The sequence below is a fragment of the Methylocaldum marinum genome (assembly GCF_003584645.1).
Lineage (GTDB): Bacteria > Pseudomonadota > Gammaproteobacteria > Methylococcales > Methylococcaceae > Methylocaldum > Methylocaldum marinum.
In genome coordinates, this window is sequence record NZ_AP017928.1 from 2,826,161 (window position 1) to 2,845,420 (window position 19,260).

Sequence of the window (19,260 nt, forward strand, 5' to 3'; positions counted from 1 at the left end):
AGTCGTTAACTCCATTGCTACAGCAAATCTACAGGGGTTGGCAACGATGTAATGAGTTCGGTCAAGGGTAAGGCTTAGGCTTAGGGCTTAGGGCGGTGCCCTCAGCGCGGTTCAAGCAAAACAGATCGAAGAGATTCCGTCGTTGTCGGTTCCCCCTGAAGGTCTCCCCCAACAACGACATAATCTTTCGCCGGTTTTCCCTGTCCCTTGCACACCCCCAGTTCGCCACGGGGCAAGGGTTGCATGCGCAACCCCTTATCAAGGAAAGGAAAATTCCCGATGGAACACACACATGACATTATTTGCGGAGACGCGGCAAGCGTACTGGACAGGCTGGAAGGTGGCAGCGTTGATCTGGTGCTGACGGACGCACCGTATCTCTGCAACTACCGCGACCGGACAGGGCGGAGCCTGAAAGGTGACAACAGCCCGGACATGGTTCTGGCTGTCTTCCCGCATCTATACCGTGTGCTGAAAGATCACAGCTATTGCCTGCTGTTCTGCGGATGGAACGCGATTCCGCAGTTCTCCGCCGCGTGGCAGGAGGCCGGATTCCAGACGGCGGGACATATCGTCTGGCGCAAGTCCTACACCTCAAGCGCCCGGCATCTGCAATATCAGCATGAAAGTGCATGGTTGCTGCGCAAGGGCAACCCGACACCGCCGGACAAGCCGCTGGCCGACATGCAGGAATGGACCTATAGCGGCAACCGCCTGCATCCGACTGAAAAGGCCGTGGAGGTCATCGCCCCACTTGTACGGGCGTTCTCAAAGCCCGGTGACGTGGTGCTGGACCCGTTTCTGGGGTCCGGGACAACCGCCGTCGCTGCCGCACTGAACGGCAGACAGGCCATCGGTATCGAACTTGAGGCCCGCTATTGCGAACTGGCAAAGCGCCGCCTGGCAGGTGTGGAGCGCTTTGTTCAGAAGAAGCGCAGGCCCGCACCCGAAAAAATTGCTGCCTGACCCGTCCGCCGTGCGCATCCTGCGCACGGCGGAGCCTTGACTTCAAAAGTCAGTCCGCATGCGAGCCGGGCGCCGTCACGGCGCGCGCCATACGGTCACAGGGACAGCCCGCTTCACGCGGGCAGTGCCGACAGATGCCGTTCATGAGGACTAGGTGGTCTTCCATGTCGGAACTGTAGAAGCGCCCCGCATCCCCATGCTCCGCGATAATCATGTCGGCAGTCATCGCATCATGAGAACAGGCATCGGGCGCGTCATAGTCCAGTTCTCCGGCACGGATCATGCGCACGATGTCCATCTGCCTGCGCCGCGCCGTGCCCCGGACATCCTGTTCAAGGCCAAGCGCCTCGTTGAGTAGCGCGTTCAGGTCTTTCCAGCTCATCTGCATGATCCTATCTCCCCGGTTCCAGCTGATGGCGCGGAGATTTGCGCGAGCGCCGACCCTTGGGCCGATCATCGCTGTCATAGTCCGGTGCGGCCTCCCGCATGCCGAGATAGAAGGCCACGTCACGGCGCAGCTGTTCGGAGCGTTGCCTCGCCTCGCGTCTGGCCGTTCGCAGGTTTTGTTGCAGGACGCGGCGCTCTGAAAGCTGTGCCGCAATCATGCGGTCACGTTCCGCCGCATCGCGCACAGCAGCTTCTGCGGCTTCCAGTTCGTTCTGTTTCCTGATCTTGCGGGTTTTGCCGGACAACCAGTCCCACATTCCGCGTATGCCTGTGCGGAACCGCTTCGAGCGGGCAAGCGCTTCTGCCTGCGCCCGCATCTCCTGCCGGGTGTTCAGTTCCCGGCGGGTCGCGCGTTGGCGGGCTTTCAGTTCGGCCTTGCGTTTCTCAATTTCGCGGGCCTGTTCATCGACCTGTTGTTCGGCATCCTGGATGAAGCCGCGCAGCTTGTCCGTCATGCGGCTGGCGATCAGTTCTTTCGCCTGATCGACCGAGGGGAGGTCTTTTGCATCGCCCAGTTTTTCTTTTACGGCCTTCGTCTTCTGCCCCGTCTGCCGTGAAATCGCGTAAATCTCACCGTGAAAGTCCACGGCCACATGACCACGTTCCCCGCAGGCTAGAACATACCCCTGTTCTTCCAGTGCCTGCGCAAACGAGGCGCGATTGTCGGATACCGACCAGCATTCGCGGAAGGTCATCTTCAACGCTTTGAGGTCTTGCTTGCAGCGTCCCGCCTGCTGCCACTCAGCCAGGGTGAAGTTCAGGGGATTGCGCCTGGTCTTGTCCCGGTATCCGTCCGGCAGCCGCCAGCCATGTTCCAGGAACAGTTCCTTCGAGACTTCGTTCAGGCGGGTCTTGTAGAAGGGCAGGTTGATGGCCTTCATCTGTGACGGATCAATCCGCGACCAAACGACATGAGCATGGCGGCGGCCGTTCTTCTCATGAAAAACAATCGCGCGGGCATACCCGTCCAGACCTAATCTGGACTCTGCCTTCTCAATGGCGGCCTCAAAGTCTTTGACGCTGACCCGTTCGGTTTCCGGCGGGTTGAAGCTGATCGAGAACAGATGGTTGGTGCAGCGTGTTCCGGTTGCTATCGCATCAGCTTCCCGGAAAGCCTCAATCAGATCGTCACTGACAAACCCGCGCACCTCATGCAGCTCGACGTGATCGTTGTCGCGCATGGCAAGCAGGTAATGAGCCAGTTGCAGAGCGTCCCCCCGTTCTTTCCCGGTTACGAGCATGTCACGTCTCCCCGGAGTCGGTTGCGGCGGGTTCGCGCAAATTTCCATCACGTCCGAGCGCCCGCATCAGTTCCGCTCTCATGGCGATGACGGCAGCGCAGGCGCGTTGCAGGTCTTCTTCTACCTCCGGTGTTAGGGGCAACGTGCCGATATTGGCCGCTTTCGCCAGTTGGTTGAGATTGCTGGCCAGGCGCATATTGCCAAGCATGCCGAGCACTTGCGCCAGTGCCGCATGGTCTTTGACAGGCGCTCTTCCGCGCGTTCGGCGGGGCGACAGGTCGCCGTCAAACAATCTGGCCTTGATGTAGCTGCCGAGCGGCATATCTGCCGCAGCAGCGTCCAGTTTTGCCCGTTCCTCATCGCTCAGGCGCAGGGAGAACGGCGGCGGTGTCTTCACCTTCCGGCGAACAGGTTTGCGGGCTGACTCGGCGAAGACAGGCTGGGCGTTCTGGATATTCTGGCGCGGGAGCTGGTTCATGGTTCCAGCTCCGGCAGTATCGCTTCATGCGGCTTGAGCTGAGCTTCCCAGTCTTCCAAAACGTCGAACAGGGAGTTCGAACTCTCTCCCGTCAGGTCCGCCAATGCCATAAAAGCAATAATTTCGCCATTCCATCTCCCTCCTCTGTACTTACCTCAACGCAGAGCATCGATCGCTTAACGACGGCCTCGAAACAATCGATGAGTCGGTGTCCGCCCGTTGGACACATGCGGCGGAAAAACCGCCGGGCCGCATAGCCTGGATTCGTCCTGGACAAGTCTTACGTGGACTTTACACCCACTGAGATCCGGTGTTCGTGACCCGAATCACAACCTAAGCTTCTGCCTCCCGCAAAAAGTGCTTCGGAGCGGGAATCAGCAATGTCGACATATCGATTGAGCGCTTTACGCCATAACGGTTTGTCGTGAACCAAACAGCCGCCGGGCCGATGCGTTCGTCGGCAAAGGATTGCCGAGCTACGAATACTTCCGCGCAAAGTGACGTACTACGAACGTTTCGAAACCATGGCCGCATTCGTTCAAGTCGCCCAGCGTGTTTCGACCCATCCAATCGAATCTCCGGAAAGTCCTCTCAATGAGCGGTTCATATGCCGTAGGACTTTCCTGAATGTACTTAGAGCATTTTTCGATTCGGTGTAAGGGATCCCGATATGTAGATACTGTCTTAAGAATCACGATGCAAGCCCATGATTGGGATTGAACGGTTGACCGGATTTGAGGACGCCGTAGGCGAGGACGAGGAGCTTGCGCATGGCGGCGCCCACGATGAGTTTGCCGTTCTTGCCTTGGGCTTTAAGGCGTTCGCAGAAGGCGCGGATCAGTGGGTTATGGCGCCGGGCGACGATGGCCGGCATGTAAAGGGCTTTGCGGAGCAAGGCATCGCCGGTTTTGGATAGACGGGTGTGGCCTTTCCATTTTCCGGACTGGTGCTCTTTGGGCGAGAGGCCGGCAAAGGCGGCGACGCTGCGCGCGTTTTCGAAGCGGTGAACGTCGCCCAGGGCGGCCAGCAGCACCGGGATGGTGGCGTCGCTCAAACCGGGAATGGTGTCGATCAGGTCACGCCGTTGGCGGAGGTCCGGATCATGGTCGATGTGCTCCCGGATGCGCTTTTGGGTCGCGGCGATCTCGGCATCGAGGGTGGCGAGCACGGCTTCGATGGAGGGGCGTACGGTGGGATCGGCCCCGTCCAGGCGGTTTTTTTCCATCTGCCGCATCTCGAGGAGGCTCTCGAGCCGACGGACCAGCGCTTGTAATGGGCGCACGGCCGGCGGAGGCGGCTGCCAGAGCAGAGGTCTTTGGCTGTGACAGAAGCGGGCGATGAGCTTGGCATCGGTCTTGTCGGTCTTGGTGCGGCTCAGTTCGGCTTTGCCGAAGGCGTGGATTTGGGCGGGGTTGACCACGCTGACGGCGAGGCCGTGGTCGACCAGGAACAGGGCCAAGCCCTCACCATAGCGGCCGGTGGCCTCCAGGCACACGTGGGGCGCTGGGAAGGCCTGCAGCCAGGCCAGGAACGCCTTAAACCCTTCGGGCGTGTTCTGGAAGACCTTGGTTTTGTACTTGCCGTTGCGGAGCGCGGCGGCGTCGAACTTGGCTTTGGCGATGTCGATACCGATGGGGGTGAACGTCATGAAGTCTCCTTGGGGTTCGTTCGGAAGCGATGAAGGGGCCGATCGCTCGGAACCGCTCCTGCCGGGTTCAGCCTTATCCATCCAGGGTTCTGCCCAAGGCAGCCCTACGATACTGTTCGAACTCAATGGCGAGGAAGGGACGCTGGGGGACGATCTACGGCGCGGGCTTCAGGCCCAAGGTCGGCAACGTCTTGCCCAGCGTCTGGATCCGATGAACAGTCGGAGATTCTGCCTCTTGTGGAACACAGAATCGAGATATAAGGTCGGCAATCCTTTGCCGACGTACCGGCTCAGCAAAGGGCTTTGTCGGAAGGGTCGCGACTAAAGCGACCGTTTGCGATTGGGAAGGGATTGCCGACCTACAGTCTTCCTTCCCGGCACGAATCCGTACACCGATATGAAAAACGCTCTAGTGGGTCATCCATCTTCATTTGACGGGTAGAGTTTCCGTAGTTTTTGCCGTGCCGCTGCGAGGGTGAAGGTCCAGTGAATGCGGGCCTTTAGAGCGTTCCGTTGGCTTTCCCAGGCGGCGACTTCGGCCGCGATCTTCTCCTGACTATCCAGGCACTGACTATACATAAAGTATTACTTCGAGGACGACTCATGAGTACAACACTGACCCGCAAGGGACAAGTCACCATTCCTAAACCCATTCGGGATCTGCTAGGACTGGAACCCGGCAGCGCGGTGGATTTCAAGGTCACGGACGAAGGACAGGTACTCCTTATCCCCGCCGAAACCAAGAAATCCGCGAGCCGCTTTGCCGCTCTCCGCGGTGCCGCCACGGTCAAAATGAGCACGGATGAGATCATGGCCCTGCCCCGCGGCGAAGATTGACGTGGTATTGGTCGATACCAACATCATCCCGGACGTCATCGAAGAGGCCCCGGTATGGGTCGATTGGTCGCAAAGGCAACTGGATCAAACCGCCCTCAACGATGCCCTGATCATCAATCCGTTAATCTATGCCGAACTCTCGATTGCCTTCACCGCATCGAAGAGCTGGAAGCGATGCTGGCGCAAGGCGGTTTCATTGTTGAGTCCATTCCTCGGGAGGCCTTGTTCTTGGCGGGAAAAGCCTTTCTGCAATACCGGCGCCGAAAGGGAACCAAGAACGGGGGCCTTCCGGATTTTTTATCGGAGCCCATGCATCGGTGCTCGGCATCCCACTGTTAACACGCGATGTGGGCAAGTACGCCAGCTATTTCCCACATGTGACGCTGATCACACCAGAATCGGCAGAATAGCGTAAGTACAGCGGAACACATATCCGGCTTCAAGAAGCCACTGCTTTTTAGGCGGCCGACAATTTCGGGCGGGGCTTGTCGGTATGGTCCAACGCGGTAAAGAAAGCCTCCCTGTCACGCGGCGACAGCGTCATCAATTCCGCCCTGCTGAGAACTTGTTTGGCGCGCTCCTGCGCGGCGTCCAGTAGAAAGGCACTCACGGAAACGCCGGCCGTGGCTGCGGCGCGAACGATCAGTGCCTTGATTTCGGGCGAGATCCTGAGGTCAATGCGCTCGTAGGGTGTGGTCGCAGCAGACATGGCGGTTTCATTCATTGATACGGAAACTCGAGGAATCGACTTAGAGCCTGTCGAAGGGTTTTGGGCACCTACTGGGATAGGCTCTTATACGGCCTCGGGCCTTACTTCAAGGTTCCGTACAAATGCCGAGTTATTGATCTTGCCCTTAATTACCCTCGCAAATTCGTTCGGGCTGAACTGTCGAAGCCCCAAGCCGAGTGCCCTTCGACAAGCTCAGGGCGAACGCTGTGTTCGGGGGCGGGTTAATAATTCTTCTCGCCTTTGACCGCCTTGATACAGCTGGATTCGATGGAGATCCGTTCGAAGCTGCTGGTGCCCGGCCTCACCGATGCTTCGGACCCGACCCTGCAGGTCGACTTCACCAGTCGCAACGAGCACCGCATCACGGTGACGGAAACGCCGATGATCACCCCGCTCGACGTGATCGCCCTGCTGGAAGGCGGACATCTGTGGAAGCTCCGCATGCCTCTGCCGGACGCGTCTCAAGATCCCCACATCCCGGAAAACCTGACACAGATCGCCGAAGCCATGGCCCGCAAGTACACCACGGCCGAATACTGGTGGCGCGAGGGCAGCCGGAATGGCTGAATCCCGTCCGGGGCCAGCGACCATAAAGCCGCCGGGGCTTGGGGGACGGCTTCTGATCGGGCTATTAGGCTTCGCGTTCTGGCTGGTCCTGGGGCTGATCGGAAACATCCTCTTCGAATGGGTCTGCATCGGCTACTTCTGGCCCGAGGAAGGTCCCAAGCGCAGCCGGGCCATGCTGGCGGAGGAATTGCGCTATCTGCGGGAGGATTTCACCGAGAGCCTATGGGTCGACCCACCGGTCGAATTCGCGGTACGGCTAGCCGGGCAACTGCACGGAAGTCTCTATCAAAAGACCGGAATCGAAGCTTGGGTGAACCGGGCCGAGGTAAAAAAACCGCCGGCTCAAGAATCCTTTTTTCAGCAACAGCGATCGAACTTCGCCCGGGGCGCGAAGCGGTACCTTCACGCCGCGATGATCGCCACGCAAGTCTACGCCGTCCGCGTGGCGGTGCTGATTCTGGCCGTGCCGATCTTCGGATTGCTGGGGCTGGTCGGACTCGTCGACGGCATGGTCCAGCGCGACCTTCGCCGCTGGGGTGGTGGGCGGGAGCACGGGCAGGTCTATCATCTAGCAAAACGCGGCATCGGTCCGTCCTTGGCGCTGCCCTGGATCATTTATCTCGCTTGGCCCACGACGGTTCACCCGAACGCCGTCATTGTTCCGTTTGCGGTTATGTTCGCTGTTGTCCTGATGGTGAGTTCGGCGACTTTTAAAAAATATCTCTGACACAGCCTTTATTCAGCTTGAGCGTAGGCTCAATTGTTTCAACGAGAAGCTGAAACTCAAGGCTGGCGTTACGACTGTCTCAAAATTCGACCCTATAGGCCACCCACCAAACCGATACATGTGGTTCACAAACGACTCCTTAGAGGGTAGTCGCCTTCGCCTTGGTGGTACTCGTCGGATAACCGAACTGCAGAAAGAAATGCGATACCCGAATATGGCCGTGCGTTGGCGCCAGATCGGCGTCGCGCTCGTGTTCAGTATCAAAGTCGGCCGTCCTAAACAAGCTAGACGGCCGCTGCAGGGGCGCCCCGGCTGTCGTCGGTCGGAGCCGTAACTCTGTCGCAAGATCAGCGCCCTCAAAGGCCTTCCTGAGAAGTGGTACTACCTCGTGTTCCGGATCGAGCAAGATTCCGACCATTGCCGCCACCGACTGGCGGCGACTGTAGATACCCGACACGAATCGACCTAACCCATTCTTGCCGAGATAGTGTGTTCGGTGGCTCTTCTGCTTACCCAACCGCTTAAATTCAAAAACAAGTTGAATACTCTGACTTTCATTATTCCAGCCATAGACGATATCAGTCCTCCGCTCCTCGAGGATTTTGCCAGTCTCCGGATCGAAATCGCCTATCACGTTCTCGGCCGCCCACATGCCAAGAAGGCCGCGTTCTCGCGCCGTGACATTCTCAACATACATCTTCAGCGTCTTTGTGAGGACGGGCTCCTTCGTCTTTGGATTAAAGTCCGCCCGCGGCTTTTCGGCCAATATGCACCATGCTTCTTGAAGCGCTTCGACGGCTTCAGTGGCAGGCTGGATCGGGAAAGCGGAGAGCCAGTCGGCGCCTGAAGTCACGTAACTTCCAGCGGCTTAGCTTTGCCAGCCCGGCTTTGCACGGACCGGACAATGTGTTCGGCATCCCGCAGCGCCTGTCGCACCGTCCAATTTCGGCGTGCGAGCGAGCGCACAAGATACAGGGCACCATCTACCCAGATGTGGGCATCCGGTACTAGCGTCAGGGCGGCGCCCGCCGGAATGGTGCGCAGGCCGGCCGAGCGTAATTCGGCAAGTGTTGCGAGCACTAGTTGGTCATTGATCGTCGCGTCGACAGTAGGCGCCCCGGTCGGCGATTCAGCATAAGCAATGCGGACGATCCCTGACGGACCAGCTCGTTTAGGATCGGTGAGCGTGACCCGCACATCGAAGCGGCCACGTCCTTGCGTACGCACACGCCAAGATGTCAGCGCCTCACCAAGCATTGCGGCATAAGTCCGGAAATCATCGGAGCCAGCTTGGCGCTGGGCTGGCGTGTCAAGACTCTTGAAGCTACGAGGCCGGATAGACGGCATGAGGACCTCGACGGTTTCGCGAACCAGCACGCGCTCGTTTTCGGTGAGGCCAAAATAATCGAAAACAGCTTCATCCAGCGCTGACCGTAGTTCATCATAGCTACGTGGCTGCTCAAGCTCTGGAAGCTGGGCCAATGCATCCATCTGATCTGCGACGGATGCTAATGAAGCCGCGGCAGCTTTAGGATCAGGCGCACTTTCCGGATCAAAGAAGGGAAATCTTTCAAGATCTATGAGGTGTAATCCATTACGCTCGCACAGCATCTTCCAGCCCCGCATCATCAAAAAATAGCGAGCCAAGCTCGAGCGCAGATAAACGGCAGCAAACTTCAGAAGGGTTGCGTCCGTTTTAGGCCCCGCGATCACCCCAACGCTATGCGTGAACGACGCTGGTCCATCGAAAAAGACCGCCCTGATGTTATGTTCCTGTTTGGAAAAACCATCAGAGAATAGAACCCGTGGACCATCGAACACCTTTATAATATCGTCCGTCAGGCCGACCACGTGCTCTTGATCTTCAGGCCACTGCTCCAGAAGCTCGGGGTGTAAGACCGGTGATCCGGCGCGCAAAGCCGTAATAGGCACGAACGGCATTTCTCGAAGACGCTCTGCACTTACCGTCTCTCGGGTCTTGTCGTTGAGCTGAATGCCCTTGCGATTAATCCATCTCCGGAACGCGCGGTGGCCTTTCCAGAAATCTGCAAAAGTGCCACGCGCAGTTAGGCGTATCCAAAGCGCAAGATCATTCGCGTCGCCCCACATCATGGTAATAAGCAACTGAGGATCTTGTGCGACCGACCGGGTCTGGAGAATGTGGCGATCGGCAGATTGCATGGTCAGGCGGCCGAGCGCCAAACTCATATCGGCCTTCGGCACGCAGTAATCGAATGTTTCACCGAACGGAATGTGGTGTGCTGCTGTCTTCGGGCGCTTTTCTCCAACAAATACATGACAGGTATTTTCAGCGGAAGGAAACAACAGACCTTGCAGATCGCCGAAGTTGATTAAACGATTTGGGCGGTAAAGGCCCAGCAAATACGAGACGAAGCGCTCGCTCGGCGGCGCTAAGAATTGGCCAATCGGAAGGATGATACAAGCGCGGCCGCTATCGGTGAGAAAGTCGAGTGCGCGCAATGCGTAGGCCCCGGCGATTTGGCGACGGACAAACGGTATTCCGGATCGATCGGCCCAAATATCAGCAGAGCTGATGTCTTCACTCTCCGGCTTCGTCCAGGGCGGATTCGAGATTACGAGCGAGAACCGCTGACCATCGAAGCTGTGCGTATCGACAAAAAAGTCGGCCGCAGCAGTTCCATGGACGAGGTTTGCCCCAGCCAGTGAGGGCAGCTTTACACCTTCACGTTCTTGCGCTTCTAATATGTCGGCCGGGTCTAGTCCTTCGAGGAGCGAAAGATAGAGGCTAAAGGCAGTGACCCGGCAAGCCATGAAGTTGATGTCGCCGCCGAAGATACGGCTCTTTAAAAGGTCCCCTCGCTCGGCAAAACTTAGTTGGCATTGATGACGTGCTTCGGAAAGGGCGATCAAGCGGCGATACGCTGTCGTTAACAGAATACCGGAACCACACGCCCCGTCGAAGATCGTCTCCTGAAGCGGATCGCTCGATGTTGCGAACGCTAGGTCGACCACGAGCGTGGCAAGATGACGCGGCGTGTAGTACGCGCCATCCTTGGCCTGCTGCTCAGGGGTCAAGAACGTCTCGTAAATACCGGACAACAGCTCGACGGGAATGTAGTTGAAGTCATAGTTCCAAAAATCACCTTGACCAGTACGCATGTCGGTGTGTTTCAGGAACAGGCTGAGAAGCTTAAAGCCTTGGTGACTCAGCATCGCCCAGGGATCATGACAATCCTCTCCGAGAAAGTCGCCGTTGAAGTCCGATCGGAGCCAATCGATCAGATTGCGAATGCCTGCTCGGTCGGCGCGATCAACCAGACTGTGAAGCTCACAGACTGAGCGCTTTTCCCGGTAGGTCGAGCTAACGATCTCGCGATGCTCAAGGTAGCTCACAAAGAGCACTTGCCCCATCAACAGCTCGGCCAATTGGCGACATGAACCTTCATCTGAAACATTCAAAAATCCAGAACTTGTTAGGCGACTGACCGTAGTCGAGAGGTTGGTGAGCAGCTTCTGGTCGACACGTTCCTTGACGTCAAACCATGTGGGCTCGCGACGAGACAGGTTTGCAGATGCAATGTCGGCAGCCGAAAAAGGCCCATCCGGCCGCGCTTCCCCCAGCGCTAGCCTCTTGCCCGCATTCCGGAGCTTGCGCGCTGGAACCACCAGAGCAGAGTCGCACTGGATCTCGATTACGACGGCCGCCAGGTTTTGGTTCCAGACGCGCTTACGCACATCATCTAAATCCTGCTCCGTTAGAGGCTGGTCATCATTCCCGATAATCACAACGGTCGGCACGCCTTCGACATCAAAGACGGCCTGCGCCCGAACTGCTCCATCCGGCTTAAGGAGAGTTTTGATCTCCAATGCGTAGGGATGATTTTCTGGAACAGTTGCGCCGCGTCGATGCAAAACAGCAGGTTCGGCAGCATAGCCAAGCCGTTCCAGCCAGTTCTGCAGGGCCACGGACGTCACCACCGAATCTCCGAGTTTGATGAAAAATAGAACATAGCAAGAACATACTGCTCTGCGAGGCTAGCCTTTTGTCTTCTGAGCCAAGCTTGGGCGCACCGTCCTGTCATGCTGACCGCCTGCGACCGGAGGCCGTCGAAGAAGGACTGATATGATCAACGACCGATCCTCGCTGGGCGCCATGCACAGCCGGCAGCGAGAACAGGTCGAGTTGGCCATTCAGGCTTGAGGGGTTTGGCAGAGCGAAGCCGGCCGATATTGCGGCAAGATGCGGATCGAGGCGGAGTAGGACGGCATCATCAGAGGCCACCTCGCTTTCGTTATTAATGAGCTTCCAACTGTCGTCGCCGAGAAGTGCCAATGTCTGCCCCCATAACGCGACAAACGAAGTACTGCGTAATTGCCGGCGCAAGCCCGACAAGAAGGTCTTGTGGGCTTGCAGCTCCAAATGAAACCGTTCACGAAGCGTAACCGCGATTCTAAGGACTAAGATCGTCTGCCAACTGAACTGTGCTGGAGATCCCTTTTTCTTCGGTCGAATGTCGGCTGGTACCAAGGCTCGCCGGCTGGTCCATTCACGCAGCTTGTCAACCGACAGGCCAGTGAGTCTAGATGCAGCTGGGGTCGTGACATAACACATGGGCACCTCCTAAGTTCGGATATTATACCCGACCTTTTACCAAGAATGGGTATATCACCCGATCTCTCGCCTAACAAATGTCTCTTCCGAGAATTTCTAGCGAGCCGCGGATAATCGCGATTTTTTTACATTAATCATTAAGTTAGACAGGATTCCACCACCTAAGTCGGACCCTTGCACTTAAATACCGACTTTTTCGACACAATCAACCAATAGTGCCAATTCAAAAATACGCCCAAAAGCAGCCGTTCGAGCGAAATCCATGACTAGGCACGAGTGACTGTTTGGTTAGGGATGTGCGACGCCTGTCCATACGCACTAAGGCATCAGATTACGAATAAACTTGCCGGGCAGGCGTCGCACATCCCTAAGCCATAACCACCGATCACTGACGATCGCTGAACAACTGCTTTCGGACCATTCGCAGGAACGTGACGATTAGTTTTCCTCAGCTACCCCGACACATTCCGTTTTCCGTCCGGGAGTCAAAACTCTCTTCTCTTCTCCTAAAACCGCTGCACACAAACAAACGGTTTTCCTTTGAATTCATCTCCCATTCGCCGCACTCTCTCACTCCGAGTGGAACAGGAGACGATCCGATGCGGAGTGGGCGGTTTGGCGTGGTTCTTCTTTGGGCGACGGTTGCCCTGGCCGATGACGACGGCAAGCGGGCGGCGCGGGTGATTCGCGAGGTCGAGGCGCTGACGCGCTGATCGCCCAAGCCGAGGCGCAAGCCAACCCGGATGCCCGCGTCAAATTCCATTATCCCTGGCTCAAACAGGATCTTGGGTACATCAAGCTCGGCATCCGGGAGCACATCGAGACACCCCGCTCCGAACCGAGATCGTTTCTCCCGCTCAAGGGCGATTACCGCCATTATTGACCCGGCCCAAAATAACGTTCGCCCTGAGCTTGTGGAAGGGCGCTCGGCTTGGGGCTTCGACAAGCTCAGCCCGAACGGAATCAATAGGGTATTTAAGGGCTGGATTAATAAATCCGGCGGATGGCGATCGACGCCGCTTCATCCGCCGTCTTCGTTCAGGGTTCCGGAGTCGACGCCGCGACGCTGCAAATGACCGTGGTCTCGGTCGCCGCCGTGGGTGTCCTGGTCTGGCTGGCCTGGACCGCTTTCGCTCTGTGGCGCGATTGGCGGGACGGGAGTCTTGGCCTGATGGACCTGCAATGGGGTCTGATGCGGGCGGCGGCGCTCAGTTTGCTGCTGATCTTTCTGATCCGGTGCGCCGTTTGGCCTCTTCTCGCTGAAACGGAGTGTGAACACATGCATCCCAACAAACCTCATCTGATTCAAGGTCCGTCAACGGTCGGCCTGGTGTTCGCCGTGGCCGCCGGCCAGGCGCTGGCGGCTCTGCCCGCGCCGGTTGCACCGGGCACGGCCCCGTCGCCTCGGAGAGACATTGATCGTTAAATAATTGTTGAACCTTGTCGCTTCTCCCCTACACTGATGATGCCGTCGATGCTACGACCGATAACGTTCGGAGCTTCCGGTACGGAATCGGCCTATCGACTTCGGTACGACTTTAGGGACAGCGTGCCTGATATCCGTTTCAATACCCATGAATCGGACGTGCTTGGATGCCCCTCACGAAGACCAATAAGAAAACTAAGGAGGAGACCATGAGTTCACAAGCCCCACTGCTCGAAGCGGTCGTCATAGGCAGCGGCTTCGGCGGTTCCATCAGCTTCTGTCGGCTGGCGCAAAAATGGAAAGATCGGGTATTGCTGCTGGAACGCGGCAAGCGCTATCCGATGGGATCGTTCCCCCGCTCGCCACACCAAATGGCCGCCAATTTCTGGAATTTGCCGGACGAGGCGGTGAAACGTCCCGGGCACATCCGCAAACGAACCCTACGCGGCATGTTCGACATCCGCAACTACACGCGCATGGATGCCGTCGTCTGTGCCGGGCTGGGCGGCGGATCTCTGATTTATGCCAATGTCTTTCTGGAGCCTCCGGAGCAGGTGTTCCAGCGCGGCTGGCCCAAGCGACTAAACAAAGCCTTCCTTCAGCCTTATTACCGGGTAGCCAAGGCGGTTCTCGCCGCGCGTCCGATTCCCGCGTGGAACGAGGAGCCCCGCCGCCGCATCGTCCGAACCGAACTGTTCCGGAGTTTCGCCGAAAACCAGCAGCGCAATTCCACCCTGGCGGACATCTGCGTCTTTTTCGGCAACGATTTCGAGAACCCCACTCCCATCGGCATTCAGGAGAAAAATCGTTACGGTGCCGCGCAGACCTCATGCACTTACTGCGGAGAATGCGACGTGGGCTGCAACACCCACTCGAAGAACACGCTCGATCTCAATTATCTCTACGTCGCCGAACACGTGCACAAGGCGCGGATACAAACCGACTGCCCGGCGGAAAAAATCGTTCCGTTGAACGAGCGCGGCGAAGAGGATAGCAGCGCCGACGGATCGCACGGTTATCGGGTCTATTACCGCCATCTCGATCACGGTCCCGCCCATGTCGACACTCGCCGCGTCGTGGTATCCGCCGGCACCCTGGGCACCAACGAACTGCTGCTGCGCTGCCGCGACCTGTACGGCACGCTGCCGCGTCTCAGCCGGCGCCTGGGACAACGCTTTTCGGGTAACGGCGACTTCCTGTCCTTCGTGGTGGAAGGGAAGAAACCGGCCGATCCCAATTACGGTCCGGTGATTACCCAGTACACCGATTACAACCTGTTCGACAAACACGACCCGAACCGCGGTTTTGTCCTGGAAGACGCCAGCTATCCCGCGTTCGCCGCCTGGTTCGCCGAGGGCTTACAGCCGAGCGTGAATCCGCTCGGGATGCTGAAAAAGGCTTGGCGGATGCTCAAAACCCTGTGGCATTACATTCGGCAAAGCCTGTTGGGCGGCAAGTGGACGGGATCCATGGGCGACGTCTTCTATCAGATGCTCAAGGGCGATGTTTCCTACCGCAGCAGCGTGCTGCTGTGCATGGGACTCGACAAGGGCGACGGCGTACTGACCCTCAGGGACGGACACCTGGACCTCGACTGGCCGCAGGAAACCAGCATGCCCCTTTATCAGGCCATTCTGGATTGCGGGGAAAAATTCAAAAACTTCATCCAATCCTGGCTGTTCACGCCGTTGCCCACCTGGAACTGGCCCATCCGCAACAACATCACGGTGCATTCACTCGGCGGCTGCATCCTCGCGGACAGCCCCGAGGAAGGCGTCGTCAGCGCCGGCGAAAGCGATCGGGGCCAAGTTTTCGGCTACCGGGGCCTTTATGTCGCCGACGGCTCGGTCCTGCCCAGCGCCGTGGGAGCCAATCCGGTCGCAACCATTTCCGCCGTCTCGGAGTGGATCGCTCAGGGCATTACCGGCAATCCCGATCTCCCCAGCGACGACCTCGCCAAATCCATCGCTTAAATCCCGGAGGCATCCGCCATGAGTACGAATCTTCAAAATCCCATCGGCTTCCAATTCACCGAAGAAATGAAGGGCTACCTTGCCGCCGGCGAGACTTCGTTCGAGGACGGCTACCGGAAGGGCGAGGCCGACGGCAGCTATTTCATGTTCCACCTGATCATCAAGACCGAGGACCTGGACGGTTTTCTCGCGTCTTCGGAACACCAGGCCCAGGCTATCGGCTACGTCCAGGGCTCCCTGGTCGGCGGACGGCGCCCGGTCCTGAAAGGCGTTTTCAACCTGTTCGTCGATACCGCCGACCTGAATCGCAAGGAGATGCGCTATCGCCTGTTTCTCGAGGACTCCGAAGGCCGCCCGCTCACCCTGAGCGGGTTCAAGAGCATCCAGAACAATGCCGGTCCGGATGTCTGGAAGGACACCACGACCCTGTTCACCAATCTTTATCGCGGCCATTTGCAGGCGGATCAGGAGGCCGGCGCGGAGTTGTTCGCCGCCGGCATTCTGCGTATCGAGCTTCCCGATTTCATGCACCAGCTGACCACGCTGCGCGCGGATGCGCCGACCCTCCCGGCACGGCTCTCCGCCATGGAACGCTTCGGCAAATTCTTCTTCGGTGCCTTGTGGGAAACCTACGCGCCGTCACTGATGCCGAAGATCGGTCCCTTCGAGCGCGAAATTCCGCTCTATACCACGGAAGGCGTACGCGATGCCGAAATCACCACCCACCCGTTCACCACCGCCGATCGGTTGGGACTGAGCCTGCTGCGGTTCCAGCGGGCGCCTTGCGACGACGTGGTGGTCATCATTCACGGGCTGACCACGTCCAGCGACATGTTCATCATGCCGGAGCACTACAATCTGGTGCAGTACCTCCTGGACCACGGCTTCACCGATGTCTGGACCATGGACTTCCGCATGAGCAACCGGTATCCCTATAACCTGCATCGCAACCGCTACAACATGGACGACATCGCCCTGTTCGATCATCCGGCGGCCATCGCGACGGTGCGCCGCGCGGTCGGCGAGGGCAAGCGCATCCACGTGATCTGCCATTGCCTGGGATCGGTATCGTTCGTGATGAGCCTGTTCGGCAAAGCGGTGACCGGCATTCGCAGCGTCATCGCCAACAGCGTGTCCCTTACCCCGCGGGTGCCCGCCTGGTCGAAAGTCAAGCTCGCCGCGGGACCGTTCCTCTGCGATTACCTGCTGAGCGTCGAATACATCAATCCTTATTGGCGGCGCGAGCCCGGCTGGTCGATGGGAAAGCTTCTGGGCGGGCTGATTTCGTTCTTCCACCGGGAATGCGATTCCCCGGAATGCCATATGCTCAGCTTCATGTGGGGCACCGGCTTTCCGGCTCTGTACAGCCACGAGAACCTGCTCGACGTCACCCATAGGCGCGGCGGCGATCTGTACGGCGGCGTCAGCGTGCATTACTACCGCCATGTCCGAAAGATGGTTCAGGCCGGCAGCACGGCAGTGAAATTCGAGCCCGGCGATGCCAAGTATCAAGCCCTGCCCGACAATTATTTCGCCTATGCCGCCGACATCGAGACGCCGGTATTGTTCATGACCGGCCAGGAGAATCACGTGTTCACCGATTCCAATATCGTCTGCCACCAGCGGCTGGAAAAAATCGTGCCGGGGCGGCACCAACTGCATGTGTTTCCCGGTTATGGCCACCAGGATGTGTTCATGGGGAAAAACGTCCATGTGGATATTTTTCCGCGTCTCCTGCAATTCCTGGAAAGCCAGCGAAACTAGGCGACAGCCATCATCCCGGAAAAGGCAGTTGATCGCCTGAATGGATCGAAAGCCCGATGAATCCGGGCGGTCCAAAATTCTGCCGATTCCGGCGTTTGACCCGGTGCGTGACAAGCGCCGCCGTTCAGGGCGGGGAAGGATAGCGCGGACGGCGCAGCCGTCCTTGTCTTTGGGTTTCAGTGTGGGGTTTGCTGCTGCTCGATGTACTGGCGCACGATGGAAATCGGCGCGCCGCCACAGCTTGAAGCGAAATAGGACGGCGACCACAGCACGCCTTTCCAGTAGCGCTTCTGGATGTCGGGCCGTTCCTTCCGCAGCAGGCGACTGGAGACGCCTTTGAGGCTGTTCACGAGATTGGAGACAGCCACCTTGGGCGGGTATTCCACAAGCAGGTGAACGTGATCGTCCTCGCCGTCCATCTCGATCAGTTGCGCCTCGAAGTCGGCGCAGACCTTGGCGAAGATCGTGCGCAGCCGGTTGATGGCGTCGCCATCGAATACCCTGCGGCGATATTTCGCCACAAAGACCAAGTGGACGTGCATTTTGAAAACGCAGTGCCGTCCATGCCTTATATCGTTGTCATTGTTCATAGACCAAACTATACTATGCGCATGCAACGCCTCAAAGCCTTCACATTCGAACTACGCCCGACCGGCGAGCAGCAGCGCCAGATGCGCCGCTTCGCTGGCTCGTGCCGGTTCGTCTACAACAAGGCGCTGGCGTTGCAGAAAGAGCGCTACGAGCGCGGAGAGAAGAAGCTGGGCTACGCCGGGCTATGCAAGCTGCTCACCGAGTGGCGCAACAGCGATGAAACGGCGTGGTTGGCGGATGCGCCAGTGCATCCGCTGCAACAGACTCTCAAGGATTTGGAGCGGGCCTACAGCAACTTCTTCGCCAAGCGGGCCGACTTTCCACGTTTCAAGAAGAAAGGCCAGCGCGACAGCTTCCGCTACCCCGACCCGAAACAGATCAAGCTCGATCAGGGCAACAGTCGCATCTTCCTGCCCAAGCTCGGCTGGCTGCGCTATCGCAATAGCCGGGATGTGCTGGGTACGGTGAAGAACGTCACCGTCAGCCTGTCGGGCGGTAAGTGGTTCGTGTCGATCCAGACCGAGCGCGAGGTCGAGCAGCCCATCCCGCAGGGTGGCGCGGTCGGCATCGACATGGGGCTGGCCCGGTTCGCTACGCTCTCGGATGGCACGTTCCACGCGCCGCTCAACAGCTTCAAGCGGCATGAGACACGCTTGCGCAAGGCACAGCAAGCACTATCCCGCAAAGTGAAGTTCAGCAACAACTGGAAGAAGGCGAAAGCCCGCGTCCAGCGCATTCATTCCCGCATCGGCAACGCCCGCCGCGACTTCCTGCACAAGACCTCGACCGCGATCAGCCAAAACCACGCGATGGTGTGTATCGAGGATTTGCAGGTACGGAACATGTCCAGGTCAGCGGCAGGTACTACCGAACAACCGGGACGAAACGTTCGGGCCAAGTCTGGCCTGAACAAGTCCATCCTCGATCAAGGCTGGTTCGAGTTCCGCCGCCAACTGGATTACAAGCTGGCGTGGCAAGGCGGCTGGCTGGTTGCAGTGCCGCCACAGAACACGAGCCGTACCTGTCCGTGCTGCGGCCATGTGTCTGCCGACAACCGGCAGACGCAAGCCCGATTTGCGTGTGTGGAATGTGGCTTCGAGGAAAACGCCGATGTGGTCGGCGCGATCAATGTGCTAAGGGCGGGACACGCCCGGTTCGCCTGTGAAGTGAGCGATGCAGTAGGGTCGCCAGCAGCAGGAACCCACCGAAGCGACTCAGGGGCGGCTCAATGCCGCCCCTGAGCGCCGTAGGAATCTCCGGCCTTCAGGCCG

The 19,260-nt window shown here is 58.3% G+C and carries 20 protein-coding genes; 10 read left to right on the forward strand and 10 right to left on the reverse strand.

The annotated features are described in order from the left end of the window. Positions 1-279: 279 nt before the first annotated feature. Positions 280-966, forward strand: coding sequence for a DNA methyltransferase (locus tag sS8_RS12395; protein WP_119629902.1), 687 nt, complete (start codon positions 280-282; stop codon positions 964-966). A gap of 49 nt (positions 967-1,015) precedes the next feature. Here sS8_RS12395 and sS8_RS12400 read toward each other — a convergent pair whose 3' ends face one another. From sS8_RS12400 to sS8_RS12415, 4 genes are all read right to left on the reverse strand, one after another. Further along, positions 1,016-1,354: a hypothetical protein gene (locus tag sS8_RS12400; RefSeq protein WP_119629903.1), complete on the reverse strand. Its 339-nt coding sequence runs from the start codon at positions 1,352-1,354 to the stop codon at positions 1,016-1,018. A 4-nt stretch (positions 1,355-1,358) separates the two neighbouring features. Next, a complete protein-coding gene (locus sS8_RS12405) occupies positions 1,359-2,654 on the reverse strand; it encodes a relaxase/mobilization nuclease domain-containing protein (RefSeq protein ID WP_170161064.1) in 1,296 nt (431 codons plus the stop codon). A 1-nt stretch (position 2,655) separates the two neighbouring features. Next, positions 2,656-3,132 (reverse strand): hypothetical protein, encoded by a 477-nt coding sequence (locus sS8_RS12410; protein WP_197716747.1) that lies wholly within the window; start codon positions 3,130-3,132, stop codon positions 2,656-2,658. Between the two features lie 691 nt (positions 3,133-3,823). After that, positions 3,824-4,780: an IS110 family RNA-guided transposase gene (locus sS8_RS12415; RefSeq protein ID WP_119629905.1), complete on the reverse strand. Its 957-nt coding sequence runs from the start codon at positions 4,778-4,780 to the stop codon at positions 3,824-3,826. Here sS8_RS12415 and sS8_RS12420 point away from each other — a divergent pair. Continuing rightward, positions 4,779-5,105 carry a hypothetical protein gene (locus sS8_RS12420; protein ID WP_119629906.1) on the forward strand — a complete coding sequence of 109 codons (327 nt, stop codon included), beginning with the start codon at positions 4,779-4,781 and terminating at the stop codon, positions 5,103-5,105. The two genes, sS8_RS12415 and sS8_RS12420, sit on opposite strands and share 2 nt — an antisense overlap. Before the next feature lie 92 nt (positions 5,106-5,197). Here the strand turns inward: sS8_RS12420 and sS8_RS28110 are convergent, their stop codons facing one another. After that, positions 5,198-5,359 (reverse strand): hypothetical protein, encoded by a 162-nt coding sequence (locus sS8_RS28110; protein ID WP_170161065.1) that lies wholly within the window; start codon positions 5,357-5,359, stop codon positions 5,198-5,200. Between the two features lie 24 nt (positions 5,360-5,383). Between sS8_RS28110 and sS8_RS12425 the strand changes: the two genes are divergently transcribed. Beyond that, a complete protein-coding gene (locus sS8_RS12425; protein ID WP_119629907.1) occupies positions 5,384-5,617 on the forward strand; it encodes an AbrB/MazE/SpoVT family DNA-binding domain-containing protein in 234 nt (77 codons plus the stop codon). A 457-nt stretch (positions 5,618-6,074) separates the two neighbouring features. On the opposite strand, the gene sS8_RS12435 is transcribed toward sS8_RS12425, so the two are convergent. Beyond that, a complete protein-coding gene (locus tag sS8_RS12435) occupies positions 6,075-6,326 on the reverse strand; it encodes a type II toxin-antitoxin system TacA family antitoxin (RefSeq protein ID WP_170161066.1) in 252 nt (83 codons plus the stop codon). Between the two features lie 288 nt (positions 6,327-6,614). On the opposite strand from sS8_RS12435, the gene sS8_RS12440 reads away from it, so the two are divergent. Together sS8_RS12440 and sS8_RS12445 are read left to right on the forward strand one after the other, a co-directional pair. Further along, a complete protein-coding gene (locus sS8_RS12440; protein WP_145986521.1) occupies positions 6,615-6,914 on the forward strand; it encodes a hypothetical protein in 300 nt (99 codons plus the stop codon). Continuing rightward, positions 6,907-7,641 (forward strand): TIGR03747 family integrating conjugative element membrane protein, encoded by a 735-nt coding sequence (locus tag sS8_RS12445; RefSeq protein ID WP_119629910.1) that lies wholly within the window; start codon positions 6,907-6,909, stop codon positions 7,639-7,641. Before sS8_RS12440 ends, sS8_RS12445 begins: the two co-directional genes overlap by 8 nt. A 139-nt stretch (positions 7,642-7,780) precedes the next feature. Here sS8_RS12445 and sS8_RS12450 read toward each other — a convergent pair whose 3' ends face one another. The 3 genes from sS8_RS12450 to sS8_RS12460 form a co-directional block, all read right to left on the reverse strand. After that, positions 7,781-8,494 (reverse strand): Fis family transcriptional regulator, encoded by a 714-nt coding sequence (locus sS8_RS12450; RefSeq protein ID WP_119629911.1) that lies wholly within the window; start codon positions 8,492-8,494, stop codon positions 7,781-7,783. Next, the gene (locus tag sS8_RS12455) at positions 8,491-11,589 is read right to left on the reverse strand and encodes an HsdM family class I SAM-dependent methyltransferase (protein ID WP_197716748.1); all 3,099 of its coding nucleotides are present in this window, start codon (positions 11,587-11,589) and stop codon (positions 8,491-8,493) included. The genes sS8_RS12450 and sS8_RS12455 overlap by 4 nt, the downstream gene beginning before the upstream one ends. Positions 11,590-11,701: 112 nt before the next feature. After that, entirely contained in the window at positions 11,702-12,235 is a 534-nt protein-coding gene (locus tag sS8_RS12460; protein ID WP_119629912.1) for a MerR family transcriptional regulator, read from the reverse strand. A 712-nt stretch (positions 12,236-12,947) separates the two neighbouring features. On the opposite strand from sS8_RS12460, the gene sS8_RS29950 reads away from it, so the two are divergent. The 4 genes from sS8_RS29950 (at position 12,948) to sS8_RS12480 (ending at position 17,398) form a co-directional block, all read left to right on the forward strand. Next, on the forward strand, positions 12,948-13,118 hold the full coding sequence (locus sS8_RS29950) for an integrative conjugative element protein, RAQPRD family (RefSeq protein WP_408631177.1): 171 nt from the start codon (positions 12,948-12,950) through the stop codon (positions 13,116-13,118). A gap of 120 nt (positions 13,119-13,238) precedes the next feature. Next, positions 13,239-13,661, forward strand: a complete 423-nt coding sequence (locus tag sS8_RS12470; RefSeq protein ID WP_119629913.1) for a DUF3262 family protein — start codon at positions 13,239-13,241, stop codon at positions 13,659-13,661. Between the two features lie 209 nt (positions 13,662-13,870). Then, positions 13,871-15,634 carry a GMC oxidoreductase gene (locus sS8_RS12475; RefSeq protein ID WP_119632760.1) on the forward strand — a complete coding sequence of 588 codons (1,764 nt, stop codon included), beginning with the start codon at positions 13,871-13,873 and terminating at the stop codon, positions 15,632-15,634. A gap of 18 nt (positions 15,635-15,652) precedes the next feature. Continuing rightward, on the forward strand, positions 15,653-17,398 hold the full coding sequence (locus tag sS8_RS12480) for an alpha/beta fold hydrolase (protein WP_119629914.1): 1,746 nt from the start codon (positions 15,653-15,655) through the stop codon (positions 17,396-17,398). A gap of 176 nt (positions 17,399-17,574) precedes the next feature. Here the strand turns inward: sS8_RS12480 and tnpA are convergent, their stop codons facing one another. After that, complete coding sequence (gene tnpA / locus sS8_RS12485) at positions 17,575-17,988, reverse strand: IS200/IS605 family transposase (RefSeq protein ID WP_119629915.1); 414 nt, start codon at positions 17,986-17,988, stop codon at positions 17,575-17,577. A 15-nt stretch (positions 17,989-18,003) separates the two neighbouring features. Between tnpA and sS8_RS12490 the strand changes: the two genes are divergently transcribed. Continuing rightward, a complete protein-coding gene (locus sS8_RS12490) occupies positions 18,004-19,230 on the forward strand; it encodes an RNA-guided endonuclease InsQ/TnpB family protein (RefSeq protein WP_197716749.1) in 1,227 nt (408 codons plus the stop codon). The last annotated feature ends 30 nt before the right edge of the window (positions 19,231-19,260 follow it).